The organism is Rhodococcus sp. ACPA4 (genome assembly GCF_002300185.1).
Taxonomy (GTDB): Bacteria; Actinomycetota; Actinomycetes; order Mycobacteriales; family Mycobacteriaceae; genus Rhodococcus_F; species Rhodococcus_F globerula.
The window spans coordinates 710,570-735,642 of sequence record NZ_NSDY01000001.1; the positions used below are offsets into that span (position 1 = coordinate 710,570).

Annotated in this window: 21 protein-coding genes; 9 read left to right on the plus strand and 12 right to left on the minus strand. The window is 62.7% G+C overall.

Annotated features, from left to right (window positions below):
* Positions 1 to 64: 64 nt before the first annotated feature.
* The 4 genes from CJ178_RS03265 to CJ178_RS03280 form a co-directional block, all read right to left on the minus strand.
* Positions 65 to 1,507: a sugar porter family MFS transporter gene (locus CJ178_RS03265; RefSeq protein ID WP_095886087.1), complete on the minus strand. Its 1,443-nt coding sequence runs from the start codon at positions 1,505 to 1,507 to the stop codon at positions 65 to 67.
* A gap of 158 nt (positions 1,508 to 1,665) precedes the next feature.
* Positions 1,666 to 2,136 carry an SRPBCC family protein gene (locus tag CJ178_RS03270; protein WP_033234762.1) on the minus strand — a complete coding sequence of 157 codons (471 nt, stop codon included), beginning with the start codon at positions 2,134 to 2,136 and terminating at the stop codon, positions 1,666 to 1,668.
* Between the two features lie 46 nt (positions 2,137 to 2,182).
* Complete coding sequence (locus tag CJ178_RS03275) at positions 2,183 to 3,196, minus strand: iron-siderophore ABC transporter substrate-binding protein (RefSeq protein ID WP_095887810.1); 1,014 nt, start codon at positions 3,194 to 3,196, stop codon at positions 2,183 to 2,185.
* A 49-nt stretch (positions 3,197 to 3,245) separates the two neighbouring features.
* Positions 3,246 to 4,583 (minus strand): lipase family protein, encoded by a 1,338-nt coding sequence (locus CJ178_RS03280; RefSeq protein WP_257012988.1) that lies wholly within the window; start codon positions 4,581 to 4,583, stop codon positions 3,246 to 3,248.
* Positions 4,584 to 4,922: 339 nt separating this feature from the next.
* Here CJ178_RS03280 and CJ178_RS03285 point away from each other — a divergent pair, with 339 nt between their 5' ends.
* Together CJ178_RS03285 and CJ178_RS03290 are read left to right on the plus strand one after the other, a co-directional pair.
* The gene (locus tag CJ178_RS03285; RefSeq protein ID WP_095886088.1) at positions 4,923 to 5,474 is read left to right on the plus strand and encodes a TetR/AcrR family transcriptional regulator; all 552 of its coding nucleotides are present in this window, start codon (positions 4,923 to 4,925) and stop codon (positions 5,472 to 5,474) included.
* Between the two features lie 167 nt (positions 5,475 to 5,641).
* Positions 5,642 to 7,237, plus strand: a complete 1,596-nt coding sequence (locus tag CJ178_RS03290; RefSeq protein ID WP_095886089.1) for a GMC oxidoreductase — start codon at positions 5,642 to 5,644, stop codon at positions 7,235 to 7,237.
* A gap of 81 nt (positions 7,238 to 7,318) precedes the next feature.
* On the opposite strand, the gene CJ178_RS03295 is transcribed toward CJ178_RS03290, so the two are convergent.
* The 5 genes from CJ178_RS03295 to CJ178_RS03315 all read right to left on the minus strand — a co-directional run bounded on the left by CJ178_RS03295 (position 7,319) and on the right by CJ178_RS03315 (position 14,224).
* The gene (locus CJ178_RS03295; protein ID WP_033234759.1) at positions 7,319 to 9,424 is read right to left on the minus strand and encodes a 3-hydroxyacyl-CoA dehydrogenase NAD-binding domain-containing protein; all 2,106 of its coding nucleotides are present in this window, start codon (positions 9,422 to 9,424) and stop codon (positions 7,319 to 7,321) included.
* Positions 9,425 to 10,645 carry a thiolase family protein gene (locus CJ178_RS03300; protein WP_033234758.1) on the minus strand — a complete coding sequence of 407 codons (1,221 nt, stop codon included), beginning with the start codon at positions 10,643 to 10,645 and terminating at the stop codon, positions 9,425 to 9,427. It abuts the gene before it with no gap.
* Between the two features lie 161 nt (positions 10,646 to 10,806).
* Positions 10,807 to 12,120, minus strand: coding sequence for a ribonuclease D (locus CJ178_RS03305; RefSeq protein ID WP_095886090.1), 1,314 nt, complete (start codon positions 12,118 to 12,120; stop codon positions 10,807 to 10,809).
* 11 nt (positions 12,121 to 12,131) lie between these two features.
* A complete protein-coding gene (locus CJ178_RS03310) occupies positions 12,132 to 13,571 on the minus strand; it encodes a WS/DGAT/MGAT family O-acyltransferase (protein ID WP_045067450.1) in 1,440 nt (479 codons plus the stop codon).
* Between the two features lie 62 nt (positions 13,572 to 13,633).
* Positions 13,634 to 14,224 carry a DUF3000 domain-containing protein gene (locus tag CJ178_RS03315; protein WP_033234757.1) on the minus strand — a complete coding sequence of 197 codons (591 nt, stop codon included), beginning with the start codon at positions 14,222 to 14,224 and terminating at the stop codon, positions 13,634 to 13,636.
* A gap of 181 nt (positions 14,225 to 14,405) precedes the next feature.
* Here CJ178_RS03315 and hemE point away from each other — a divergent pair, with 181 nt between their 5' ends.
* From hemE to CJ178_RS03350, 7 genes are all read left to right on the plus strand, one after another.
* Entirely contained in the window at positions 14,406 to 15,503 is a 1,098-nt protein-coding gene (gene hemE, locus CJ178_RS03320) for a uroporphyrinogen decarboxylase (RefSeq protein ID WP_033234756.1), read from the plus strand.
* The gene (locus CJ178_RS03325; RefSeq protein ID WP_095886091.1) at positions 15,500 to 16,861 is read left to right on the plus strand and encodes a protoporphyrinogen oxidase; all 1,362 of its coding nucleotides are present in this window, start codon (positions 15,500 to 15,502) and stop codon (positions 16,859 to 16,861) included. Before hemE ends, CJ178_RS03325 begins: the two co-directional genes overlap by 4 nt.
* Positions 16,862 to 16,865: 4 nt before the next feature.
* Positions 16,866 to 17,561 carry a hydrogen peroxide-dependent heme synthase gene (hemQ, locus tag CJ178_RS03330; protein WP_033234754.1) on the plus strand — a complete coding sequence of 232 codons (696 nt, stop codon included), beginning with the start codon at positions 16,866 to 16,868 and terminating at the stop codon, positions 17,559 to 17,561.
* A 48-nt stretch (positions 17,562 to 17,609) separates the two neighbouring features.
* The gene (locus CJ178_RS03335; RefSeq protein ID WP_095887812.1) at positions 17,610 to 19,886 is read left to right on the plus strand and encodes a molybdopterin-dependent oxidoreductase; all 2,277 of its coding nucleotides are present in this window, start codon (positions 17,610 to 17,612) and stop codon (positions 19,884 to 19,886) included.
* A gap of 149 nt (positions 19,887 to 20,035) precedes the next feature.
* Entirely contained in the window at positions 20,036 to 20,437 is a 402-nt protein-coding gene (locus CJ178_RS03340; protein ID WP_257012989.1) for a YbaB/EbfC family nucleoid-associated protein, read from the plus strand.
* A complete protein-coding gene (locus CJ178_RS03345; protein ID WP_033234752.1) occupies positions 20,430 to 20,741 on the plus strand; it encodes a WXG100 family type VII secretion target in 312 nt (103 codons plus the stop codon). Before CJ178_RS03340 ends, CJ178_RS03345 begins: the two co-directional genes overlap by 8 nt.
* Positions 20,741 to 21,418 (plus strand): WXG100-like domain-containing protein, encoded by a 678-nt coding sequence (locus CJ178_RS03350; protein ID WP_095886092.1) that lies wholly within the window; start codon positions 20,741 to 20,743, stop codon positions 21,416 to 21,418. The genes CJ178_RS03345 and CJ178_RS03350 overlap by 1 nt, the downstream gene beginning before the upstream one ends.
* 31 nt (positions 21,419 to 21,449) lie before the next feature.
* On the opposite strand, the gene CJ178_RS03355 is transcribed toward CJ178_RS03350, so the two are convergent.
* The 3 genes from CJ178_RS03355 to CJ178_RS03365 are packed head-to-tail and all read right to left on the minus strand — an operon-like array spanning position 21,450 to position 24,873.
* Positions 21,450 to 22,676: an MFS transporter gene (locus tag CJ178_RS03355; RefSeq protein WP_095886093.1), complete on the minus strand. Its 1,227-nt coding sequence runs from the start codon at positions 22,674 to 22,676 to the stop codon at positions 21,450 to 21,452.
* Positions 22,673 to 23,755: an LLM class flavin-dependent oxidoreductase gene (locus tag CJ178_RS03360; protein ID WP_095886094.1), complete on the minus strand. Its 1,083-nt coding sequence runs from the start codon at positions 23,753 to 23,755 to the stop codon at positions 22,673 to 22,675. Before CJ178_RS03360 ends, CJ178_RS03355 begins: the two co-directional genes overlap by 4 nt.
* The gene (locus tag CJ178_RS03365) at positions 23,752 to 24,873 is read right to left on the minus strand and encodes an acyl-CoA dehydrogenase family protein (protein WP_095886095.1); all 1,122 of its coding nucleotides are present in this window, start codon (positions 24,871 to 24,873) and stop codon (positions 23,752 to 23,754) included. The genes CJ178_RS03360 and CJ178_RS03365 overlap by 4 nt, the downstream gene beginning before the upstream one ends.
* Positions 24,874 to 25,073: the final 200 nt, after the last annotated feature.

Sequence of the window (25,073 nt, forward strand, 5' to 3'; positions counted from 1 at the left end):
CAGATCGGCACTGCTGGAAATTGCTTCCCAGCAGTGCCGATACGTATATGCGCTGGTGCTGCAATTACTGCACCGATTCGAGTGTGCTGCCTCGTGTTTCCTTCACGAATCTCAGCACCACGAACAGGGACAGCAGTGCCATCACCGCGTAGCCGCCGTAGGTGAGCGACAGATTCCAATCGGCCAGCGACGGGAAGGTCCAGGACACCAGGAAGTTGGCGACCCAGTTTGCTGCAGTGGCGAGACCGACTGCGGTAGCGCGCACACGGTTGGGGAACATCTCGGAGATGAGGACCCAGACGACAGGTCCCCATGACAGCGCGAAGAAGAACACAAACGCGTTTGCACCGATGAGGGCGATGGTGGCGTTGGCGCCGCTGAGGGTCGCGACGGATTCGCCGATCTCGTTCTTTGTCACTGTTGCCGAATGGAAACAGATAGCCGCGGTGCCGAGTGAGATTGCCATACCGGCGGAACCGACCAGCAGCAACGGCTTTCGTCCGACGCGGTCGATGACGGCAATCGCGACGAAGGTGCCGACGATGTTGACCAGCGCACTGACGACGCTGATCAGGAGCGAGCGGTCTGCGCCGAATCCGACGGCCTGCCACAGCGTGCTGGAGTAATAGAAGATGACGTTGATTCCGACCAGCTGCTGGAGTGCTGCCAAGGCGATGCCGAGCCAGACCAGGTACGAGACACCGAGTCGTTTCGAAAAGAGCTCGCGCACAGTGGTTTTGGCCTGCTTGAGTTTGAGAGACTCGCGAATTTCGTTCATCCGGCCGGTGACGGCGTCATGGTCGCCGCCTTCGAGGTCGGAGATGATCTTGCGTGCCCGATCATCCTTGCCTTGAGCGACGAGGAAGCGCGGAGACTCCGGGATCGTGGTGGTCATCACGAGATACAGAAGTGCAGGTACTGCCTCGAGCATCAGCATCCACTGCCAGGCTTCGAGGCCCGCGATCTGATTGCGCGCGCCACCGGCAGCGGCTTGCAGGGCGTAGTTGACCAACTGTGACACCGCAATTCCGAGCACGATGGCCAATTGATACATCGAACCGAGGCGGCCGCGGATAGCGGCCGGCGAGATCTCCGCGATGTATGCCGGCGCGATCACCGACGCAAAACCGACAGCGACGCCACCGACGATGCGCCAGAATGTCAGGTCGTAGACACTGAACGGAACGGCCGAACCGACGGCGCCGACAACAAAGAGCACTGCCGCGATCTGCATGACGCGGATGCGACCGAGTCGATCAGCTAGTGACCCCGCTATCCAAGCGCCCAAGGCTGCGCCGAGCAGGGTCAGGGACACGGTCAGGCCGGTGGCACCTGCGCCGATGTCGTATTTGTCGCGGATCGCTCCGACGGCTCCGTTGATGACAGCTGTGTCGTATCCGAACAGGAATCCGCCGAGCGCGGCAGCGCCGGCAAAGAGAACTGCATGTCCGACGGCGGCGCGTGTAGCGCCGGAACCGCCACTGTCGGTGGTACCGCTGAATGCCATTCCTGCCCCCTCCGGGCCAAGTGAACGATGCCCCGCTGCGTCGTCCGCGTGTAAAAGCACTCTGGACGCTACGCCCACCACGCGCGATTTGGCGGTTAGTCGAGTCTTGTTATCCACCTGAGTTGTTCGGGACATTCATCGGCGACGCCGATCGCGCGTCAGGTTGATGCGATCCGTTCGGCCTTTGCGGCGAAGTCCGCGAGATCCGCAGCCATCATCTTTCGGGTGATTCGAAGCCCGAGGCGCCCGAATACAGCACCGAGGACTTTGGACACGGCCGACTGGGCTTCGGAAACGCCGGCGAAGTTCATTTCGAGGAGCGTGCCGCCGGGTGCGGGCTTCAGCGTGAATCCGGACGTGTAGTCCATGCCGTTCGAATGTGCTTTCACCACAGTGCGAATGGGCGCCTCGACCTCCACGACCCACATTTCCTCGGATGCTTCCTTGCCCATCAGCTTGCGGGTTTCACGCCACCTGGTGCCCACGGCGTACCCCTCACCGGCAAGCCGTTCGATACGGGTTACGCCGGTGAGGGTGTCGACCGCGCCGTCGAGGTCGGTGACGACCTGCCACACGGTGTCCACGGGTGCATTGACAACTCTGGTCACGGAAGTAGCAAGTTCAGGCATGCGCAGAGCCTAGGTCGTGACACCGACAAGCGGGGGTTACTTACTGTCAGCCGACGCGGTTGGCAGCTTCCGTCAACGACGGCGTTATCTGGTCGAGGACCCACGGGGTGCTCAGTACGTTGACGTTGCTGAGGCCGCCGATGACTCTGGTGTCGCTGAGGAAGACCGTCGATCCGCGCTTGACGGCGTCGAGTGCGCTGACCGCGGGAATGCTTGCCGGGTCGGTGGTTCCGTCGGTGAAGCCGACAATCACGTCGGCGTCGATGTCGGCGATGTTCTCGTAGGAGAGCGTCGTGAAGAACGACCCACCGGCATTGGCAGCGCCGAGCTTTTCGACGCCAGGAGCGTTGACAAACCCGAGTTCGTTCAACACCTGCACACGGGGATCCGTCGGGAGGTACACGTTGACGTTGCTGGCGTCGGTGTCGAAGTTGACGACGGCAATGGTCTTTCCGGCGTATTCGGGATGCGCAGCGGCAGTGTCGGCGAGAGTGGTGTCGAGGCCCTCGATCAATGCGTCGGCTTCGGTCGGCTTGCCTACGGCCTTTCCGACAATGCGTGTCTGGTCCTGCCAGGTTGTCTGCCACGCATCGCCGGGATAGGCGACAGTCGGCGCAACCTTGCTCAGCTGTTCGTAGACCGATTTCTCGAATCCTTCGTATGGGGCAAGGATCGCGTCGGGAGTCAGGGAAGCCACGATTTCGACGGGCGGCTCGCCAGTGGCCGGCATGTCGAACAGCGTGGTCTTGTCAGCGTCGAAGTATTCCTGTGCCCACGGCATCACTCCGTTGTCGTCGGCCCCGTATGTGTACTTGGGCTGTCCGACCGGAGTGAGACCGAGGGCGTAGAGGATGTCCTGAGCGTTCCAGCCGAGGGTGACCAACCGTTCCGGTTGGGTTTCGATCGTGGTGGTGCCGAAGACGTTGTCGATGCTGACCGGGAAACCCTCCGAGTTCGCCGGAGCAGACGAGGAGTCCGAATCGGATGAGCAGGCTACGAGTGCGGTGGCGGTGAGTGCAGCCAGACCCAGTGCTGCCCATCCGCGAACGGTAGTTTTCATGTAGGAAAGCCTAACCTGTTCCGGCGGCCTGAGAGCGACCTCTTCGGGATCAGTCGAACTGGCATCCACTCACCGGTACTCCATTGAAGCGATCGCGGAGGTAGTCGAATGCGTTGTTCGGGCCGAATCCGTCGATGATTTCCGGACCGAAGTGGTTAACAAAGGTTGTACCGGGTGCGATCGGTGGCAGGTCGTTGGTTCTGAAGGTGACCGTGGCACCGCGTGAGCACCACGACTGCGCAAGGCTGCGAGCCTGGGAATAGGGGATGGTGTCGTCGTTGATTCCGCTGGTCACGAGAACTGGAGACGTAGGCGTCAGGTTGCCGACCTGTTGTTCATCGAGAATCGTTGCCGCTTCAGGGATCTCGTCCAAGTGTGCAAGGAGGGGCCGGCCGTCGACCGTCAGTGCGTCGGTGCGCATGAAGGGGTGTTTCACGATGATGTCGCCGACACATTCGGTGGACAGTTGATCAAGAACCGCGCGCCCTTGCGGCGTGATTCGCTTGTCCAACGATGTATTCAGGTCAGGATAACGCGCGAGCAATCCGTTGATGTTGAATCCGACGACCCCGCCGATCAGGTTGCCGTCGATCTGTCCGAGTACCGATCGCAGATCAGCGGGAGGAGCGCCAGCCCAGGTTCCCGCGAGATTGAGTTCCGGTGCGTAGCTCGGCTGGAGTTCGGCCGCTGCTGCAGCCGCTCCGCCGCCCTGCGAGTATCCCCAGAAAGCCAAGGGAGTGTCGGAGCCGGTTCCACTGAGAATGTTCGCCGCCCGGGCGGCGTCGAGCATTGCGTGTGCTTCTTCGATTCGATTGACGTAGGTGTGGACGCCGGGGGTGCCCAGACCGATGTAGTCGGTGACAAAAACGCGGGCCCCCAATGCATTCCAGGTTCCGGCGGAGAACAGTTCCTGATTTGCGGACATCGACAGTGGATCGGTTTGGATCAGCAGTGCGTCGGGAAAGGCACGCGATGGTGCGCACTGGTCGCCTTGGCCCATCGTGCCCGGTCCGATGACAACGGTTGGTCGCTCGCCGGTCCCTTGCCACGGCTTCGACGAGTCGATGTAGGTGCCCGTCACCGCGGCGGGCGTGCCGTCCTGGAGTCGTGATGTGTACATGACTCGTTGCGCCGGCGCGGGCCACGGACCGTTGTACGCGGGTAGTGATGCCCGCAGGGTCATCGGCTCAGTGCGAATGACACTTCCGGAAACTTCTGGGAATTCCGCCGGCGGTTGATAAAACTCGGGGATCGCCGGAGCGGCAGCGGCCGGGTTGATCGCGGTGACGGTGCAGAGCGATGTTGCGACGACGGACATGCCGACCAATGTGGCCATCCGGAGTCGTCGAGTGGACGTGCGCCGAAATGCTGCGGACAACTTCTTCATGGAAGCCTCTCGATGCGTGTCGACGACAGCGCACGAGTTGCTGCGATCGACAGAAAGAAGTGTGAAAGACGGTCCTCGGCAGAGTCCCGCGTGCCGGATCGGAACGCCGTACGCATAGGTGCGGCAATCGATCTCGGCAGTGCTCGGAAGGTGTGGTGCGGAGCTCACCCCTATGAGCTACCGGCGAGTAACAACATAGCCCATAATTTCGTGAACTGGGTCACGAAAGTGTGATTTCGCCCGAAAATCTTCACGAGTGGTTCGAAAATCGTCGTGACCTGCGGCCTTGTTGCAATCCTGGTTTGGGTGAATCGGGTAGTAATAGGCGATAATTGTCCGGTGCGGTCGCAGCAGAAGATCTTGAACGCCACGCTTCGACTGATCGAGGGTGGCGGGTTCGAGGCCGTCAACATGGCGGCGATCGCTCATGAAGCCGGTGTGTCGCGCCAGACTGTGTACTCCAACTTCGGGTCCCGTGAAGAAGTGGTGTCGAAGGCGATGTCCGATCTTACTGTCGAGATGTTGAGTGGTATCAAGGCTCGACTGGCTACTGTGGAGAGCGCCTGCGAATACGTCGTCGAATTCATCGTGGCGTCACGGGCCGAGGTGCGGGCGCACCCGGTGCTGACGACGTTGTTGCTCGCCGAACGGGGTGATCCGGTGTTCTCGGCGGAGATGATGGTACGTGCCAAACCTGTTGCACACGAGTTTCTTTCGCCCATCGTGGAGCGAGGTCTCGCAACCGAGGATGAGTTGGACGGCATTATCGAAATTGCCGTTCGACTGGGTTTGTCGGTCATTGCGTTCGACAGTGAGTCCATCCACTCCGACGACGATTTACGAACTTTTCTCACTCGCTGGCTTCAACCCGCAATGGGTTCCACAGCCTAGATATCAGCCTTCTCTTCAACTTTTCTTGACACTTTTCCGGTAAGTGTCTAGTTTTGGACTCGCTCGGTTGTTTTGTCCATACGGAACTAGGCACTTCCCCCTGATTTTCTGGTGCCCCGTGAGTTTTCGCCGCCGGCACATCGGCGATTCACCAAGGGAGCACAGCTATGTCTGCACTGAAACGGCGAGCCTTTCTGTCCGGAGCCGCCGCGGCAATGGCCGCAATGGCCATACCGAGTGTTGCCCGGGCCAATGCCGGTACCGCTGCCAGAACCGTCGGGGTGCCGCTCACCCGCGAAGAACACCGCGTTGTCGTGATCGGTTCGGGATTCGGTGGCGGCGTGACCGCGCTTCGTCTGGCCGAGGCGGGCGTTCCGGTTACGGTGCTGGAGAGGGGAATTCGGTGGCCGTCGGGTCCCAATGCCGAGACATTTCCCCATCCGGCCAGTCCTGACAAAAGGATCCTGTGGCACCAGTCCAGTCCGACGCTCTTCGGGAGACCGGTTGCTTTCGAGCCGTACGTCGGGTTGCTGGAGACGGTGTCCGGGGAGAACATGACATCGATCTGCGCGGCCGGCGTTGGCGGTGGATCGTTGGTGTATCAGGGTATGACGCTGCAACCTGCCGAATCCGTCTTCAACGAGCACTTTCCCGAGCAGTTGGACTACGCGACGATGGACCGCGTCCACTATCAGCGCGTGGCATCCATGCTGCAACTCGCAGTAACGCCGGACGAGTTGGTTGCGAGTCCGAACTACGAGGCAGCCCGTGTATTCGCCCGCAATGCAACGCGTTCCGGGCTTCCGGTGTCCAAAATCCCGATGCCGATCGACTGGGACTTTGCGCTGGCCGAACTGCGCGGTGAGATGAAAGCCTCGTACACCAACGGCGACGGCGCACTGGGCGTGAACAACGGCGGCAAGCACTCGGTGGACGTCACCTACATCGCCGCCGCAGAAGCCACAGGATTGGTGAAAGTCGAGACGTTGCACCAGGCTACCGACGTCGAACGCGCGGAAGACGGCCGGTGGCGGGTATATGTGAACCGCACCGACACAGCCGGTCAGGTGCTCGAGAACAAGATCCTGACGACAAAGGCACTGGTCATGGCCGCGGGCAGCGCCAACACGACCAAGTTGCTCGTGCGGGCCGGTGCGCAGGGGCGGATTCCCGATCTGCCCGGCGAGTTGGGCGGCGGCTGGGGCACCAATGCCGACCGCATCTACATCTGGTCCGACCCCACTGAGAATTTCGGTAGCACCCAAGGCGGCCCGGTTGTCTACGGAAGCCGGAACTGGGACGACCCGGATTCGGCGTTCACCCTCATTCAGGCGTCGTTCCCGCCGGTGCCGTTCGATGCGCACAGCACGGTGATGGTCGGATTCGGTGTCAGTAGAGACCGAGGCCGGTTTGTGTACGACTCCGCGCGGGACGAGGCAGTGCTCCGTTGGCCGAAGGACGGCGACTCTGCCATCCAGCTCGGCCACATCGGGCCGGCCGCCCACAAGATCGCCGGGAACACCGGCATCCTCACCGACACGAATGCGCTGCTGTCGTCGACGTGGCATCCGCTCGGCGGCGCGTGTATGGGAACGGTCTGCGATCTCGAAGGTCGCGTGCAGGGCCAGCGCGGACTGTACGTGCTTGACGGTGCCTTGATGCCGGGTAATGCTGCTGCGTGCAATCCGTCGATGACTATCGCTGCCGTGGCGGAGCGAGCACTTGGCTACATTGTGAAAGAGGATGTCGGAACAGTGTTTTGAGCTGCCGCACAGTGTGAACTATCGCGAACGGCGCACCCGGAAAATTCGAGTGCGCCGTTCGGCTTTGTCAGAGCGAGGGAATCAGACGCTTGCAACACCAGGCGCGAGGAAGCGCTTGCCGTTGACGGCCTCGGAGGTGCCGGTGCGGTCCAGGTACGGCGTGATGCCACCGTTCCAGAATCCGAATCCGCCGCCGAGCAGCAGGCAGAGGTCGATGTCCTCGGCTGCCGCTACGACGCCTTCGTCGAGCATGATCTGGATTTCCTCGGCGAAGGCACGGCGTGTGCGCTCGAGTACTTCTTCCGAGGTGGACACCTTGTCGCCTCGAGGCCACAGCGCGGCAACCTCGGGATCGACAGCTTGGCCGTTCTCGCCCCAGGTCCAGACGCCGGGCTTGCGGGCTTCGACGAGTGCTTCGAGACCGGGCGAGCTCTTGAACCGTTCCGGGTACGACGCCTGCAGGGTCTCGCCGGTGTGCAGTGCAACCGCGGGTCCGACGAGGGCCAGCAGGGTGAACGGCGACATCGGCATGCCGAGTTCGGCGATGGCATTGTCCGCGACGTCGAAGGGGGTGCCTTCGTCGACGGCGGACATGACCTCACCCAACGTGCGGGTGACGAGGCGGTTGAAGACGAAGCCGGCCTTGTCGCCGCACAGGACAGCAGACTTCTTCAGTGACTTCGCGGTGGCGAAAGCCGTTGCGAGCGTAGCGTCGTCGGTCTTGCTGCCCTTGATGATCTCGAGGAGCGGGAGAACGGCAACCGGGTTGAAGAAGTGGAAGCCCACCACGCGCTCGGGATGCTTCAGCTCGGACGCCATCTCCGTGATGGAGAGCGACGAGGTATTGGTCGCGAGGATGGTTTCGGGAGCGATGAACTGCTCGAGTTCCGCGAAGACCTTCTTCTTGACGTCCATGTTCTCGAAGACGGCTTCGATGACGAAGTCGGTCTTGGCAAACGCGGCCTTGTCGAGTGAGCCGGAGACGAGGGCCTTGAGACGGTTCGCGGCGTCGGGGGACAGGCGCCCCTTGCCGAGGAGCTTGTCGATTTCGGTGTGGACGTAGCCGACACCCTTGTCGATGCGCTCCTGGTCGATGTCGGTCAGGATGACCGGCACCTTGAGCTGGCGGACGAACAGCAGCGCGAGCTGGCTGGCCATGAGACCGGCACCGACTATGCCGACGCCGTTGACCTTGCGGGCCAGCGAACGGTCGGGCGCTCCGGCGGGACGCTTGGCGCGCTTGTTCACCAGATCGAAGGCGTACAGGCCGGCGCGGAGCTCGTCGGTCAGGAGGAGATCGGCAAGCGCCTCGTCCTCGGCCGCAAAGCCCTTGTCGAGCGAAGCCGCATCCGTGATGTCGGTGGTGCGAGCCAGTTCGAGCAGCTCGACAGCCTTGACGGCGCCGGGAGCGTTGCCCTTGGTCTTACCGTCGACGATGGCCTTCGCACGGGCGATCGCGTCGTCCCAGCCCTGGCCGCGATCGATCTCGGGGCGAGCGGGGGTGACGGTACCGGCGAGAACCTGCGCGGCCCAGGCGAGTGACTGCTCGATGAAGTCGGCGGAATCGAGAACGACGTCGACGACGCCGAGTTCGAGTGCCTTCTTGGGGGAGAGCACCTTGTTCTGGTTGAGCGAGTTCTCGATCACCACGGTGACGGCGTTGGACGGGCCGACGAGGTTGGGGAGCAACTGCGTGCCACCCCATCCGGGGACCAGACCGAGGAATGCTTCCGGAAGACCGAGTGCGCCCGCGTTGGCGGCAACCGTGCGGTAGTGGCTGTGCAGGCCGACCTCGAGGCCACCGCCAAGGGCGACACCGTTGATGAAGGCGAACGTGGGAACGGAGGACTCACGCAGGCGTCGGAACACCTTGTGGCCCAAGCGGCCCAGCTCGAGTCCCTGCTCACGTGAGGTGATCGCGGGAACACCCTTGAGGTCCGCACCGGCGGCGAAGATGAACGGCTTGCCGGTCACGGCGATGGCGACCGGGTTCGCGGCAAAAGCTTCGTCCAGTGCGGCGTCGAAGGATGCGAGCCCGCCGGGGCCGAAGGACGACGGCTTGGTGTGGTCGAAGCCGTTGTCGAGGGTGATCAGTGCAAACGGGCCCTCGATGCCGGGGACCGAGATGATCTTGGTGTACGCGTTCGTCACGACCTCGTCGGCGAATGCTGTTGCAATATCAGACATTTAGTTAACTCCTGCCTGGTAGTCAGCGTGGTTCGGGTTCTCCCAGATGACGGTGCCACCCATGCCGAGGCCGATGCACATGGTGGTCAAGCCGTAGCGCACGTCGGGGCGTGTCGCGAACTGGCGGGAGAGCTGCGTCATCAGGCGCACGCCCGACGAGGCGAGGGGGTGGCCACACGCGATGGCGCCGCCCCACTGGTTGACGCGGGGGTCGTCGTCGGCGATGCCGTAGTGCTCGAGGAACGCGAGAACCTGAACCGCGAACGCTTCGTTGATCTCGAAAAGTCCGATGTCCTCGATCTTCAGACCGGTGCGTGCCAGAAGCTTCTCGGTGGCGGGGACCGGTCCGATACCCATGACCGCAGGGTCGACGCCCTGGTAGGCAAAGCCGACCATGCGCATGCCGACGGGCAGTCCGAGCTCCGCTGCGGTGTCTTCACCGGCGAGAAGTGCTGCCGTGGCGCCGTCGTTGAGGCCTGCGGCGTTACCGGCGGTGATGCGCCCGGCGGGGCGGAACGGCGCTTTGAGCTTCGCGAGGTCTTCGACGGTGGTTCCGGGGCGCGGCGGCTCGTCCTCGGTGGCGAGCCCCCAACCGGCTGCGCTGCGGGTCGCGACGGGAACCAGCGTGTCGGCGATGAAGCCGGCCTTCTTGGCAGCGTCGTACTTGTTCTGGCTGTTCACGGCGTAGGCGTCCGTGCGGTCTTTGGTGATGGTCGGGAACCGGTCGTGCAGGTTCTCTGCGGTGTTACCCATCACGAGTGCGCTCGGGTCGACCAGACGGTCGGCGAGGAAGCGCGGGTTGGGGTCTGCGCCCTCACCCATCGGGTGGTGGCCCATGTGCTCGACGCCACCGGCGACAACAACGTCGTACTGGCCGAAGCCGATGCCCGACGCGGTGGTAGTGACGGCGGTCATCGCGCCGGCGCACATGCGGTCGATGGCAAATCCGGGGACGGTTTCGGGCAGGCCGGCGAGGATCGCGGCGGTGCGGCCGATGGTCAGTCCCTGGTCACCGGTCTGAGTGGTGGCAGCGATCGCCACTTCGTCGATCCGCGCGGGATCCAGCTGCGGGTTGCGACGAAGCAGTTCGCGGATGGCTTTGACGACCAGGTCGTCTGCACGCGTCTCGGCGTACATGCCCTTGGGGCCTGCCTTGCCGAACGGGGTGCGAATGCCGTCGACAAAGACGACGTTGCGTTGGTTGTGTGTGGATGGAGCCACGCGAATTCCTCCTGATGGAGATGCCCACCACGCGCTGGGCGGATGGGACTTACGGTTCGGCAATCACGGCCAAGCGTCCGGCCTTGTAACAAGCGTACTACTGCCCATTACTCACCGGTAACTTAACGGGTCGAATTGCTCCACCCACACCCGCAACCCCGTCAGGATTCGCCGGTTGCCGCTGCTTCCTCCTCGGCCGCGACCGCGTCGTCCTCTGCCGGAACTACCGAGTTCAGCGCCTCGGCGAGGACCGGCACGGTCAAGGTGCGCTGCCACAATCGGGCGCCGCCGGACGTGAGCTTCGTCTCGATCGCAGCCGTGACCACGGCGATGTCCGATCCCGGCTCGATTGTCCAGTCCCAGCACAGACGACGCACCAGCTCCGGTTGCAGGAGATTCTCGACGGGGACCGATACCTCGGAACTGAGATCCGACAAGGCTGCGCGGGCTGCGGTCAGACGATCGGCGGCTTCGGGATCCTGACGCGCCCACCGTCCGGGAGCTGGCGGGCCGATGTTCGGTGGAGTCTTCGGGGGAAGCTCGCTGTCCGGCAGGGACCGAGCTGATTCCAATGCAGCCATCCAGATTCGTGAATAGCGTCGTTGCCTCGGTCCGCCGAACACGGGCAGCGACCGCAGCGCATCCATCGACCGGGGATCCTTGAGTGCCGCGTCGATGATCGCCGAATCCGGCAGGACTCGGCTGGGAGACACGTCGCGCTTACGTGCGAGATCTTCACGCGCTTGCCACAGCGCCCGCACCGCAGCCAATTGGCGAGTGGTCTTCAGTGACGTGATGTGCGACGTGCGGCGCCAACGATCCGGCTTCGGCTTCGGCGGGCCGGCAAGTCGAATGTGCTCGAATTCTTCTTTTGCCCAATCCAATTTGCCTTGTGCACGCAGTTCGGCTTCCATGGCGTCGCGCAATTCCAGCAGCACTTCGACGTCGAGCGCTGCGTAGTTCAGCCATGGTGCCGGCAGTGGCCGTGTCGACCAGTCGGCGGCGCCGTGGCCCTTGCGAAGCTCGACATGCAACGTGCGTTCCACGATCGCGGCCAGACCGACCCGTTCGAATCCGGCCAGTCGGCCCGCCAATTCAGTGTCGAAAAGTACAGCCGGATACAACCCCAACTCGGCCAGTCCGGGTAGATCCTGATCTGCGGAATGCAGAACCCACTCCAGAGGGTTGATCGCCTCGGCCAGCGGTGCCATGTCCGCGGCGGTGGGGATCGGATCGATCAGAAACGAGCCGGCACCCTCGCGTCTGAGCTGAATCAGATACGCACGGGCGGAGTACCGGAATCCCGACGCACGCTCGGCGTCAACAGCCAAAGGCCCGGTGCCCGCTGTCAATTCAGCGGCAGCCTTCGCGATCCCGTCTGCGGTGGTGATGACATCAGGCACACCGTCACGCGGCACCAGGAGTGGTTCGACATCGGACGTGGGCTCGGTTGCATCATCGGTGACTTCGGACATGATCGATAACTCTACGTCGCAGAAGGCGTCGTAGTTGCGCAACCTTCCCCGTCACTTTCTTCGTCGCCTTTCTCGGCTGCTCCCAGGAGTTCGTCGAGCGCCAGGGCGAATCCTTGCGCGAGTTCGTGCAATTGGGGTGCCAGGTCCGTGCAACTGACAATGCCCACATCTACTTTGCCGTCGAGCGACATCACCGTCACATTGAGTCCGGCGCCGTGAAAGATGGGTCCCAGTGGGAACATTCCCGTAATGCGTGCGCCCAGGAAGTACAGCGGAACCGGCGGGCCGGGAACGTTCGACACCACGAGATTAGACACGACGGGGTGCCGTTCTGCGAGCTTGAGCGAGGAGTAGACGCGCATTGCGGCGCCGAAAACTGCCGGCGACGCAAATTGTGACCAGTCTTGAAGCATGTTTGCGCCCAACGCCTCGTTATGGTTTTTCGAGGTCGCGTTGTATTCGCTGATCGCGCGCAAGCGGTCGAGTGGGTCGACGATCTGGGTGCCCAGTTGCGTGAACATACCGGAGATCTGGTTTGTGCCGGCGCGGTCGGATTTCCCGTGAACCGACACGGGAACCATCGCGACCAACGAATCCTCGGGAAGCTCGCCGCGCTCCTCGAGGTAGTTGCGCAGCGCTCCGGCGCACAGCGCAAGAACGACATCGTTGACCTTGACGCCGTGACGGTCCTTCACGGCTTTCACTTTGGCCAGGTCGAGCTGGGCGAAGGCAATATTGCGATGACCGGTGATGGCGCCGTTGAACGACGTTCGAGGGGCGGTGAACGGCGCAGGCATCGCTCTGCCTTTGCGGGCGCGGGTTACCCATTTGGGCAGCATCGCGATACCGCCGGGGACGAGGCGCGCCAGCCGCGCAGGCCTGGAAATTACGGCGAGGAGGCCGCCGACAGCGATGTCGAGTGTGCCGGCGTCACCGGCGCTCTCGGCTGTGGTGTCTACAAGTGCGGGGGATTCCGGTTCCAGACTGCACAGTTGAGCCAGGATGTTGGCACCGGTAATGCCGTCAGCGGCACTGTGATGGATCTTCGACATGACGGCGATGGTTCCGTCGGCAAGTCCTTCGATGACCCACATTTCCCACAGCGGACGGGAACGGTCCAACGGTTGGCTCGCGATATGTCCGGCAAGTTCTGCCAGCTCGTCGTGGCCACCTGGCGCCGGTACCGATGTGCGATGGCAGTGTCGTTCGATATCGAAGTCGTGGTCGTCCACCCAGACGGGGTAGTCGAGGTTCAAGCGTGAATCTTTCAGCTTGCGCCGGAACGTCGGCATCGCGGCCATGCGGGAGTCCAACTCGCCGAGTAGTGATCGGTAGCGGTAACCGCCCGGGATGGTCGACGGGTCCAGTATCACCAGGCCGCAGACGTGGAGTAGCTGTGTCGACGTTTCCAGGTACAGGAAGGTGGCATCAAGTCCGCTGAGACGCTGCATCTACCGATTTTAGAACGGGTTCTAGTTAGATTTTGGTGGAATGATCAAACCGGCGTTGGGGATCAGTCGTTCTTTCGCGACAATTCTGTTACCCCGGCGGGTGGTAGGCCCGCGGCGTAGGCCAGCACTTCGCAGAATGCCTCGACGTGATGTCCCAATTCCGTTGACGTGGCAGTCCAGGAGGCCCGCAGTTCCAGTTGATGCGCCCGCGGAGGCCCCGCGATGTCGCCGTAGCGAACCGACGTTGTTGCCGTGACCGTGCCGCCGAGCGCTACAAACGGAGCGCCCCCGGCTTCGAGGGCGTCCACCAGCCAACTCCACGCAACTTCTGGCAATAGTGGATCAGCGGCAAGTGATTCGTCGAGATCGGCCTGGATGTAGGCGACCAGACGCATGGTGCCGTTCCAGGCTTCGTCCCCGTCGGGGTCGAAAAGCAAGATGAGTCGGCCGAAGGCGTCACCTTCCGATTGCTCGGACACGGTGTCCGATTCGGGGTGAAGCACCTCGGCGCCGATTGCGTGGCTGTACGGGGCAAGTCGTTGTGGCGGGCGTATCGGACCGACTTCGATCTCGGACCGGACCTGTGCTGAGCCCATTGCGGCGATTGCGGCACGGAATTCGGCCGGGTCAGCGGTGGATCCGGAAGTTGTCACAGGTCAGGACGTTAGTCGGGGAAAAGGTCCCTGAGGTGGAGGCGCGCCGATCAACTGTGACGTGCTCCGCACAGATAAGTGTGAGCACCGTCACGAAATGTGACGTGGACTTTTCTACGCGCCGAACATGGCAGCATTGGGAGCGGTCGAATACACATGTTGGCGGAGAGCGCGAGGATTGATGAGCGGGTTGGACAACTTGAATTCAGGCACCATCGGGTCAGCGGAGTACAGCGCACGGCGCGTGCTTCCGGATGCGCCGTTGTTGGCGGCGGCCACCGGTCGGACGCCGGTGCGGCGTCCCGTGTGGTTCATGCGGCAGGCCGGCCGCTCGCTGCCCGAGTATCGCGAGATCCGCGCCGGAATCGGAATGTTGGAGTCCTGCTTCGATCCGGCGTTGGTCTGTGAGATCACGATGCAGCCGGTGCGTCGCCACGACGTCGACGCCGCAATTCTCTTCTCGGACATCGTGGTGCCGCTGAAAGCAGCCGGCATCGACCTCGACATCGTTGCCGGTGTCGGTCCGGTGGTTGCCAATCCTGTTCGCTCGATCGACGATGTCGCGTCCCTGCCGCGGTTGGTGCCCGACGAGGTCGGCGCAATTGCGCAGGCTGTGCGTCTGCTCACCGCCGAATTGGGTTCGGTGCCGTTGATCGGGTTTGCCGGAGCGCCCTTCACGTTGGCGTCGTACCTGGTCGAAGGTGGACCGAGCCGCAACCACGAGAAGACCAAGGCGCTCATGCTGTCGGATCCGGCGACGTGGCACCAGCTCCTCGGCAAGATCGCCGACATCACGATCTGCTTCCTGCAGGCACAGCTCCACGCCGGTGTCGACGCCGTTCAGCTGTTCGATTCCTGGGCCGGAGCCCTCTCGCTCGCGCAGTACCGCGAGTTCGTACTTCCACACTCCGAGCGCGTGTTGGCCGAGGTTGCGAGCGCAGGAGTGCCGCGTATCCACTTCGGTGTTGGTACCGGTGAACTGCTCGGCGCTATGGGTGAAGCCGGGGCTGACGTCGTAGGCGTCGACTGGCGTATTCCGCTCGACGTTGCCGCGAGGCGAGTCGGTCCGGGCAAGGCGCTGCAGGGCAACCTCGATCCGGCAGTGCTGTTCGCGGGTCCCGAGGCGGTCGACCGTGAGGTCAGACGCATCGCGGCTGAAGGTGACCGCGCTATCGAGGCCGGCGCCATCGGGCACATCTTCAACCTCGGACACGGTGTTCTTCCGGATACCGATCCGGCCGCAATCACGGCGGCGGTGGAGCTGGTGCATTCGCTGTGAGGACAACGCGTCCGTCGGTAGCGGTGATCGGGGGCGGAATCTCCGGCCTGGTCGCCGCCTACCGGCTTCGCCGTAGCCTCGGAGCGGACGCCGAGATCACGATCGTCGACCACAGCCGCAGGCTCGGCGGAAAGTTGCGAACGGTCGATATCGGCGGCGGGCCGATCGATGTCGGCGCCGAGGCGTTCATTGCGCGTCGGCCCGAGGTTCCGGCACTTCTGGCCGAGCTCGGTCTCACCGACCAGATCGTGTATCCGGCGGGACGCACTCCGTTGATCTGGTCGCAGGATTCGTTGCATCGTCTCCCCGTAGGCACGTTGATGGGCATTCCGGCGAGCGCCGACGCGGTCGAGGATCTTGTCGACGACGCAACCCTGGCGCGGATCGCCGCCGAACCGGAGCGCCGGATCGACTGGACTCCGGGTTCGGATAGCAGTGTGGCCCAACTTGTTTCGGATCGATACGGCGATCAGGTAGTCGCCCGCTCAGTTGATCCACTGCTCGGGGGTGTGTACTCCGGATTGGCGGAGAACATCGGAATACGGGCCGCATTGCCGGCCCTCGCGGCGGCGTTGGACGCCGGAGCGCGGAGCCTGTCCGAAGCCGTGACAGCGGCGCTGCCGACGCCGGCTCCCGGGCCGGTCTTCGGTGCATTGAAGGACGGATACGGAGTGCTCCTGGATGCACTCCGAGAGGCAGCTGCCGCGCATGTCGTTCACGCGGAGGCCGGAGTCGTGCGCGCCGACGGGAGCCGCTGGTTCATCGATCCGGTCGGCGCGGTCGACGCGATTGTCCTGGCAGTTCCCGCTCCGAACGCCGCAGTGCTCCTCGCTGACGTCGCGCCACAGGTCGCCCGGATCGCGGCTCGGATCGAGCTGGCGTCCTCGGCTGTCGTGGCGATGCGTCTGCCGGGCAATGTCGAGTTGCCGGAGAATTCGGGAATCCTCGTCGCGACGGACGCAGATCTCACGGCCAAGGCATTCACGCTGTCCAGTCGCAAGTGGACCCATCTCGCCGATCGGGGTGAGCATCTCGTGCGGGCGTCGTTCGGCCGCTTCGGTGCCGCAGACATAGTCGATCGCGCCGACGACGAACTGATCGCTCTGGCCCGCGCTGATCTTGCAACAGTGACGGGAATCACTGCGAGTCCGGCTGCGTCCTTTGTCCAGCGCTGGCATGGGGGACTGCCGCAGTACGCACCAGGTCACGTGCAGAAAGTGGCTGAAATCGAACAGTTGGTCGCAGCATTGGACGGTATCGAGGTGGCCGGTTCGTGGCTACACGGCGTCGGCGTTCCGGCGTGTGTTGCCACTGGCACGACGGCGGCGACACGGATTTTCGAACGGGTGGCACGATAGAGGTATGGCACGCCTTGATTTCGACAAACTGAACTCTGAAATCCGATACCTCATGTTCTCCGTGTTCCAGGTGGAACCCGGTGTGCTGGGCGACGATCGGGAAGCTGCGGTCAAGGACGCCCGCTTGTTCTTCGAAGGTCTCGAAGACAAGGGCGTCGTGGTTCGCGGAATCTACGACATCGCCGGCATGCGCGCAGACGCAGACTTCATGATCTGGACCCATGCAGCCAGCATCGAGCAGCTGCAGGCCGCGTACTCGGACTTCCGCCGCACCACGACACTGGGCAAGATCAGCGCTCCGGTGTGGAGCAACTCCGCCGTGCACCGTCCGGCCGAGTTCAACAAGAGCCACGTGCCGTCGTTCATCGCGGGTGAGGATCCGGGCGACTACATCTGCGTCTACCCGTTCGTTCGGTCGCTCGAGTGGTACCTGCTTCCCGACGAGGACCGTCGCAAGATGCTCGCCGATCACGGTATGGCGGCACGCGGATACAAGGACGTTCGCGCCAACACGGTGCCGTCGTTTGCGCTCGGCGACTACGAGTGGATTCTTGCCTTCGAGGCACCGGAACTCATTCGCATCGTCGATCTCATGCGCGACTTGCGTGCCACCGAGGCTCGTTTGCACGTGCGCGAAGAGGTTCCGTTCTTCACCGGACCGCGTGTCGACATCGAGAAGCTGGTTCTTTCCCTTCCCTGATCGAAAGTAGCTGCTGTGGACACCACGCCGAATCGGCGTCATCAGCACATGTCTCACTGGGGCATGTTCACTGCCGAATCGGTAGCCGGCGAAGTCACTGCGGTGCATCCGTACGAGGGAGATTCCAATCCTTCGCCGATGCTCGGCAACTTCGCCGGTTCGGTGCGCAGTCGCAGCAGAGTGGCCGGCCCGGCAGTGCGTCGTGGCTGGCTCGAGAACGGTCCAGGCCCCACGGAAAAGCGGGGCTCTGACGAGTTCGTCTCGGTCGAGTGGGACGAACTGACAGAACTGCTGTCCCGCGAATTGCGCCGGGTCGTTGACACTCACGGCAACAACGCGATCTTCGGTGGTTCATACGGATGGGCCAGCGCCGGTCGATTCCACCACGCGCAGAGTCAGGTTCACCGGTTCCTGAATCAACTCGGCGGTTACACCAAATCGGTACACAGCTACTCGCTCGGAGCAACGGGCGTCATCATGCCCCGTGTGGTCGGGACCCACAGTCAATTGTTCGAACGCTCCACGTCGTGGGACGTCATCGCGCAACATTCCGATCTGTTGGTGTGCTTCGGTGGGGTGCCGATCAAGAACACTGGCGTCAATGCCGGTGGTACCAGTGAGCATCCGACTCGCGGCGCGATCGACGCACTCCGTCGTCGCGGCGGAAAGATCGTCTCGATCAGCCCGTTGCGTGACGATCTCGACGGTGAATGTGACTGGATCGCACCGATTCCCGGGACCGACGTGGCGATCATGTTGGCGCTGGCGTATGTCCTCGCTTCGGAGGGTTTGCATGACATCGCATTCTTGAACCGGTACTGCGTCGGCTACGAGCGATTCGAGGAGTACCTGCTCGGACGCAGTGACGGTATCGCGAAGGATCCTCACTGGGCCCAGGAGATTTCAGGAATCCCTGCCGAGATACTGGTCGACCTGGCCCGCCGCATGGCCGCCGGTCGCACGCTGGTCTCTGTCACCTGGTCACTTCAACGCATCAAACACGGTGAGCAAGCCCCGTGGATGGGGGTGACTCTCGCCGCGATGCTGGGTCAGATAGGGCTTCCCGGAGGGGGATTCGGACACGGCTACGGTTCGATGAACGAGCCGGGAATGACGTCGATCCCGTACCCGCTGCCCACCTTCCCGCAAGGACGGAATCCGGTCACGGACTTCATTCCGGTCGCTGCGGTATCGGATCTTCTGCTCTCGCCCGGCGAAGACTTCGACTACGACGGCAGACGCCTCACCTATCCCGACATTCGCCTGGTCTACTGGGCAGGCGGCAACCCGTTCCACCATCATCAGGACATCCCGAGGCTGCGGCGGGCTTTGGCACGTCCGGACACGATTGTCGTTCATGATCCGTACTGGACGCCGATGGCCAGACACGCCGACATCGTGGTGCCATCGACCACGTCATTCGAACGCTCCGATCTCAGTTGTACGCGCAACGACGCGTTGCTGGTCGCGATGCACCAGGTCACCGAACCGTTTGCAGGTGCGCGCGACGACTACGAGACCTTCGCGGCACTTGCCGACGCGCTGGGATTCGGTGACACGTTTACCGAGGGACGATCGTCGCAGCAATGGATCGAGCACCTCTACGGTCAGTGGCAGCCGAGCGTCGACGCGGACGGTGGCAACACCCCGTCGTTCGAGGACTTCTGGGCCGATGGTCACTACCGGATGCGTACGCGCGGCGACGAGGTTCTGTTCGGCGACTTCCGCGAGAATCCCGAGAAGTATCCGCTTGGCACACCCAGCGGAAAGATCGAGATATTCTCCGAAACCATCGAATCTTTCGGCTACGACGACTGCGTCGGCCATCCCCGATGGTACGAGCCTGATGAATGGCTGAAAGGTCCACGTGCGGAGGCTTTTCCGCTGCACCTCATCGCCAACCAGCCCAAGACGCGGCTGCACAGCCAACTCGATCACGGCGCCGTGAGCCAGGCGTCGAAAATTCACGGGCGAGAACCGATTCGGATGCATCCCGATGCAGCGGCAGAGCGAAGCATTGTCGGCGCGGACGTGGTGCGGGTGTTCAATGATCGCGGTGCGTGCCTGGCAGGTGTTGTCGTCGACGCAGACCTTCACCCGGGCGTTGTCCAACTTGCGACGGGAGCCTGGTACGACCCACTCGATCCGGCCGACCCGGACTCGCTGTGTGTCCACGGAAATCCCAATGTTCTGACCCCGGACGTCGGCACGTCGCTGCTGTCACACGGATGCACCGGACAACACGTCCTGGTGCAGATCGAGAAGTTCGAGGGGGAACTTCCCCCTGTTCGCGCATTTGATCCGCCGGTGCTGAATCCACGCTGACGGAACCGATCGAGGCCAGGCCGCGTCGAACTTGGTGAGCACCTGATATCCGGGTGAGCACGTCGAGCGAGGTGGGGGCCATCGTGAGTACAGCGCAGTGGAATACGGCACGGGGGAGATCGGAAGTCCTTCGCGGGCAGATTGATTCAATGATGGAGGACCTGCACGAGCGGACGCGGTTACTTGCGCTCGCGCAGGAGAAGATCGCGTTGTCGACTGCGCGTGCTCAGTCGGCTGACGGGTTGGTGGAGGTTGTCGTCAATGCCTCCGGAGCCGTTGTCGGCGTGAAATTCTCATCGGACGCGTGTGCGAAATCAACGCCGAAAAAGCTTGGTGCGTCGGTGCTGGCGGCGTCGACGGCAGCGTCGGCAGACATGCGTCGGCAAAACGCCGAGATATTGAAGCCGTTCACCACTGCGACGCAGTTGGATCTTCCAGATCTGATAACCGGAGCGCCCAGCGTGCGCGGTCTGTCCGCAGTGCCTCAGATAGCCGAGCACATGGAACAGGATTGGGATCAGACCGTTCTCAGGAGCGCGGGCAATGTCTGAACTGTGGATCGATGTTCAGATTGTGCGTGCATTGGCACCGCGATTCGTGGGACTCGCCGAAGACATCGAGAGGTCGAAAGCGGATCTCGAACGGGAAATGACTGCCGAAGGCTCGAGCTGGGGAAATGACGAGGTCGGCAACACTTTTGCCGCCGCCTACCTTCCGGGCTCAGAGTCGGTGATTGCCGGTATCTCGATGATGGCCGGCGTCATGCGGAATCTCACGGATGCGCTGTACCGGACTTCGGACAACTTCGAGGGCGTCGACGCGGAACTTGCCGACAACTTTGCAGGTGGTCTCTGATGGGAATCGAGATACCGGGATACCTGCAGGCCGTTGCCAGTGTGGCAGTGGGTAGCGACTGGCCGGAGGGGGACGAGACTTCCTTGTGGCGATTGGGTGACGCGTGGACCGAGATTGCAGACCATCTGACCAGTGCATCCATGGGTGGTGATGTCACACTGAGAGGAGTACTGACAGCAATCACCGGTGAGACGCACGATTCACTCGATGCATTCTGGCAGGATTCCGGTGGCGTCGCTGATGTCTTTGATCGATTGATTGCTGCCGCAACGGAATTAGCGGAATCCTGCAATGCTACGGCGACGGAGATCGAGTACACCAAACTTGCGATCATCGCGGCGTTGATCGCGCTGGCGCTCGAGTTGGCGGCCATGGCAGCGGCAGCGATTCCCACTCTCGGGCTGAGTGCGGTAGGAGCAGGCGCAGCGGAGGTCGCTACCGCGGTTACTGTCCGAATGCTGTTGCGCCAATTACTGACCGGGGTGCTCGAAGCCGCTGCGGTGGAAGCAGCGTCGGCCGTCTTCTCCGGCCTGGCCATTCAGCTGGGCCAGATAACAATGGACCATCGCGAGTCCGTGGATGTCGGCAAGGTCGTGACCGAGGGGCGCGAGGGGTTTGTCACGGGCGCGGTGGATGAGTTGTCCACATCCGGCGGCGCACTGAACTGGAATTTCTGACGCCGTAACCGGGCCTGAGTGTGCACAACATTCACTCGCGTGCGGCCACGAGCTCGCTGTCCGCGGTGGATTTCACTCCGATGAGTGGAAGCAACGCGACGGCGGCAATCAATGCGAGTGAGCCGCTGACCACCAGAAATCGCCAATCGGCGAGCCACGCTCCGAGCAGTGGTGAGCCGGCTCGGGCCAGCGCTGTCGGAATGGTGATCGCGGCAAGGACACTCGCGAAGTGGGTAACGCCGAAGTTGTCGGCCAGTATCGACGGCCGCGCGATGACGCCGACGCCTTGGCCGAGACCCACAGCAGCGACGCACAGCAACGTCAGGGGTATCGACAAGCCCGCGAGTGGTAGCAACAGTAGGCCGAACCCCTGTATGGCGAAGGCGCACGACGTGACCGGTGTGATGGCCAGACGGGTGCCCGCCACTGTGAGTATCAGCCGCGAGAGAATCTGCAGGACACCGACGGCGATGGGCACTGATGTTGCGACCGCAACAGAGTGACCTTGGTCGAGCAAGTATGCGATCACGAGTAGGAGGAAGGCCGACGCCGATCCTGCCTGAGCGACGAAAGCGATCAGCAGCAACCAGAACCGGCGCTGCCGCAGTGCTGCACCGAAAGGCGTTCCTGACCTTGCCCGGACTCGGTTGCGATGAGCGGCGCGCGACGGTACGGCCCACAGATGACCCGGAACCGCGGTAGTGACGAGTATCGCCGACAGGATGATCAAGGTTGTGCGCCAGCCGAATTCGCTGTTCATCCAACCGAGGAGTGGATACACCAGATATGTCGACAGTCCGGCGATCATCGTGACGGTGAGAATCGCCTGATTTCGTTGATGCGCTTCGGTCGCCACCACGATCACCGCGAAGGTCGACTCGTACGTCGACATTGCCAGTGCCAGCCCGATCAAGGCAAACGCAACGTACAGCGACATCAGGTTGGTTGCCTGTGACCACATCAGTACCGAGCCTGCTCCGATCACCGAGCCGGTGGCCATGAGCGTGCGTCCGCCCCGCCGGTCGAGGATGCGACCGACGGGCAAAGCGGCCAGTCCGCCCACCAGCGTCGATACTGTGGAGGCACCTGCCACGGCGGTGCGTGAGACATCGAGATCGGTGGCGATGGGAATGAGGATCACCGGCAGGATCTGGATCATCTCGATGAAACTGATGGTGTTCGTGAGCGCGAAGACCATCACCAGATGGCGTCGATACTTAGGGCTGAGAGAAGTTGGAGTGTCGGTCTCGGCGGTCATCCGCGAAGTAGCGGAAGCAGCTGGCTGCCTTGGCGTTCGATCTCGGGCAAGTACGGGGTGTCGGACAGAACGAAGTGACTGATCCCGAGATCTTCGTATTTACGTAGCGATTTTGCAACGTCTTCGGCGGAACCGACCAGCCACGTGGTTGCCGCGCCACCACCGCCCACTTTGCCGGGCGTGGTGTAGAGGTTGTCATCGAGTACCTCACCGCGCGAGGCCAGATCGAGCAGGCGTTGTTGGCCAACTGCGCTTCGACGGTGTGGATTCTGTGCCAGCGATTCGGGTGCACCTTGTTCGCGCTGGCGGGCTGCCATCTGTGCGACTTTTTCCTCGGCTTCTTTCCACGCCTGCTCTGTTGTGTCTCGGACAAAGGTGGTGATCCGCAAACCGTATTCCAGTGGGGCGTGTTGCCGTTCGATCTGTCGACTCAGTGCCTCGAGTCTGTCGATGCGTTCGGCGACACCGTCAAGTGTTTCGCCCCAGAACAATTGGACATCGGCCTCCGCGGCTGCGACTTTCTCGGCGGCTTCCGAGGCGCCGCCGAAGTAGAGCTTCGGGTGTGGACGGCCCGGCCGAGTCTCGATGCGCGGCCCAATGGTCGAGTTCTCCACGTGGAAATGCTCGCCGCGGTAGGTCACGTTCTCTTCGGTCCACAGTTTGCGAACGAGTTGGAGGAACTCCTGGGTCCGCGCGTAGCGATTCGCTTGATCACCATCGGTGTCTCCGTAGGCAGCGAGATCGTCCTTGCCGGATACGATGTTGACGCGGACGCGACCGCCGGTGAGGTGATCGAGTGCCGCCGCAGACGCCGCAAAGTTAGCCGGGCGCCAGTATCCGGGGCGGATCGCGATGAGTGGCTCGAATGTGGTTGTCCGCGCGGCCAGTGCAGTGGCCACCGTGAAGGTGTCCGGACGCCCCCAGCCTGCGCCGATCAGGGCACCGGTCCAACCGTTCTGCTCCAGCGCGAGTGCCTGGCGAGTGAGGGTTTCGAGGCTGTTGTGACCGGCCTGCGTGTTGTCGCCGCGGTGGCCGGGCTCAACCTGATTGGGGATGTACCAGAGGAATTCGGTGCTCATTGCTTCTTCCTGATCTGTGCGAGATGGGACAACTGCGCGTCACGTACTTCGGCTGTTTGTCCTTGCACCAGGACGAAGAGGGCTGTGCGCGCGTACAACTGCGCAGTGTTGTCGCGAACGATGCCCCGTCCCGCTCGGGCTATGACAAGGGCATGAGTGAGGGTGACGAGAGCTTCGCCCATGGCAACTTTTGCCGCCAGCCGCTCATCGATTCGGTGCCTTTCGTTCCCCGTGCTCTTGGCTGCGTCGGAGAGTGCGTATGCGTCGGTCCGAAGCTGCGCGATCCGGGGGCGCCACAGGTCGGCGAGCTCACGGGAAGTGGGATGAGCCTGCTCGAGTTCGCCGAGGACTCTGTCGGCAAGCCCGAAATGATGTGGCCGGGCGTCGCTTGCCGTGCTGAAATCGGTTGTGCGGTACTTGGATAGAGGAACCCTGCTGATGACATGCGCTTCCGGTACGAACACTTCGGACAATGTCACTCGTTCCGTTCGACTACCGGCCACGGCACTCAACTCCAGATCGGAGGACTGAACACGCTCGTTGATCGGTACCAGTGCGGTCACAACGGTGCGGGTCGAGCTTTCGACAGCAGCCACCATCAAGACGGTGTTCAGGCCCCAACCGCTGACCCACGAGACAGTGCCGGAGAACGTCCAGCCGGCAGATTCACGCGTCGCCGCGATGAAGTGGTCGGGGTATCGCCGGACGTCGCTGATCGCCGCTCCGGTCAGTAGGCGTCCGCGCAGAATCTGGTGGGCGATCGGGGGTAACTCGGTGCCTGCCGCGTGTGCATCGGCCAGTCGCCCGACCACTGGCGCATGCTGCGCCCATACGAGCCACGTGTTCAGGCAGGCACCGGCCAGGACTTCGTGGAGGAGTCGATCACTATGTCGGTCGACATGTGCCCCGTCGAACTCGGCCGGCGCCAGATGGTTCAACAGGTGGAGGTCGGAGAACTCGACAATGCGTTCAGGGGTTACTCCGTGCCGATCCGTTTCGAGCGCGGTCGGTAGCAGTACGGCGTCGGCATACTGCTTGGCACTGGCCACCAACGGATGCGTGTTGGCAGCCGTAACTGCCTGAGCTCTCACGTGGGTGGCGAGTTCGGAGACAGTCATACAGGCACGATTCCTCTCGAGGTGTACTGGATTTCGGCAGCGGCGAAGAGGGGATTTGGATCGTCGCGAGAAAAACTCGCTGTTGCGATCGCATGTGCCCCTACAGAGAAATCTACTGCGGCGGAGCAATTTTCACCAGATTGTGATCATCGTGAATGCAAGAGGTGACGTTTGCTCCGGGATCGGGTTGACTTCCATTC

Excerpts from the sequence above, each read along its gene's own strand:
- hemE (WP_033234756.1), top strand. The coding sequence starts at position 14,406 with ATGAGCGGGTTGGACAACTTGAATTCAGGCACCATCGGGTCAGCGGAG.
- hemQ (WP_033234754.1), top strand. The coding sequence starts at position 16,866 with ATGGCACGCCTTGATTTCGACAAACTGAACTCTGAAATCCGATACCTC.
- CJ178_RS03275 (WP_095887810.1), bottom strand. The coding sequence starts at position 3,196 with ATGAAAACTACCGTTCGCGGATGGGCAGCACTGGGTCTGGCTGCACTC.
- CJ178_RS03355 (WP_095886093.1), bottom strand. The coding sequence starts at position 22,676 with ATGACCGCCGAGACCGACACTCCAACTTCTCTCAGCCCTAAGTATCGA.
- CJ178_RS03310 (WP_045067450.1), bottom strand. The coding sequence starts at position 13,571 with ATGCAGCGTCTCAGCGGACTTGATGCCACCTTCCTGTACCTGGAAACG.
- CJ178_RS03280 (WP_257012988.1), bottom strand. The coding sequence starts at position 4,583 with ATGAAGAAGTTGTCCGCAGCATTTCGGCGCACGTCCACTCGACGACTC.
- CJ178_RS03350 (WP_095886092.1), top strand. The coding sequence starts at position 20,741 with ATGGGAATCGAGATACCGGGATACCTGCAGGCCGTTGCCAGTGTGGCA.
- CJ178_RS03345 (WP_033234752.1), top strand. The coding sequence starts at position 20,430 with ATGTCTGAACTGTGGATCGATGTTCAGATTGTGCGTGCATTGGCACCG.
- CJ178_RS03360 (WP_095886094.1), bottom strand. The coding sequence starts at position 23,755 with ATGAGCACCGAATTCCTCTGGTACATCCCCAATCAGGTTGAGCCCGGC.
- CJ178_RS03290 (WP_095886089.1), top strand. The coding sequence starts at position 5,642 with ATGTCTGCACTGAAACGGCGAGCCTTTCTGTCCGGAGCCGCCGCGGCA.
- CJ178_RS03305 (WP_095886090.1), bottom strand. The coding sequence starts at position 12,120 with ATGTCCGAAGTCACCGATGATGCAACCGAGCCCACGTCCGATGTCGAA.
- CJ178_RS03365 (WP_095886095.1), bottom strand. The coding sequence starts at position 24,873 with ATGACTGTCTCCGAACTCGCCACCCACGTGAGAGCTCAGGCAGTTACG.
- CJ178_RS03265 (WP_095886087.1), bottom strand. The coding sequence starts at position 1,507 with ATGGCATTCAGCGGTACCACCGACAGTGGCGGTTCCGGCGCTACACGC.
- CJ178_RS03340 (WP_257012989.1), top strand. The coding sequence starts at position 20,036 with ATGATGGAGGACCTGCACGAGCGGACGCGGTTACTTGCGCTCGCGCAG.
- CJ178_RS03295 (WP_033234759.1), bottom strand. The coding sequence starts at position 9,424 with ATGTCTGATATTGCAACAGCATTCGCCGACGAGGTCGTGACGAACGCG.
- CJ178_RS03335 (WP_095887812.1), top strand. The coding sequence starts at position 17,610 with ATGTCTCACTGGGGCATGTTCACTGCCGAATCGGTAGCCGGCGAAGTC.
- CJ178_RS03270 (WP_033234762.1), bottom strand. The coding sequence starts at position 2,136 with ATGCCTGAACTTGCTACTTCCGTGACCAGAGTTGTCAATGCACCCGTG.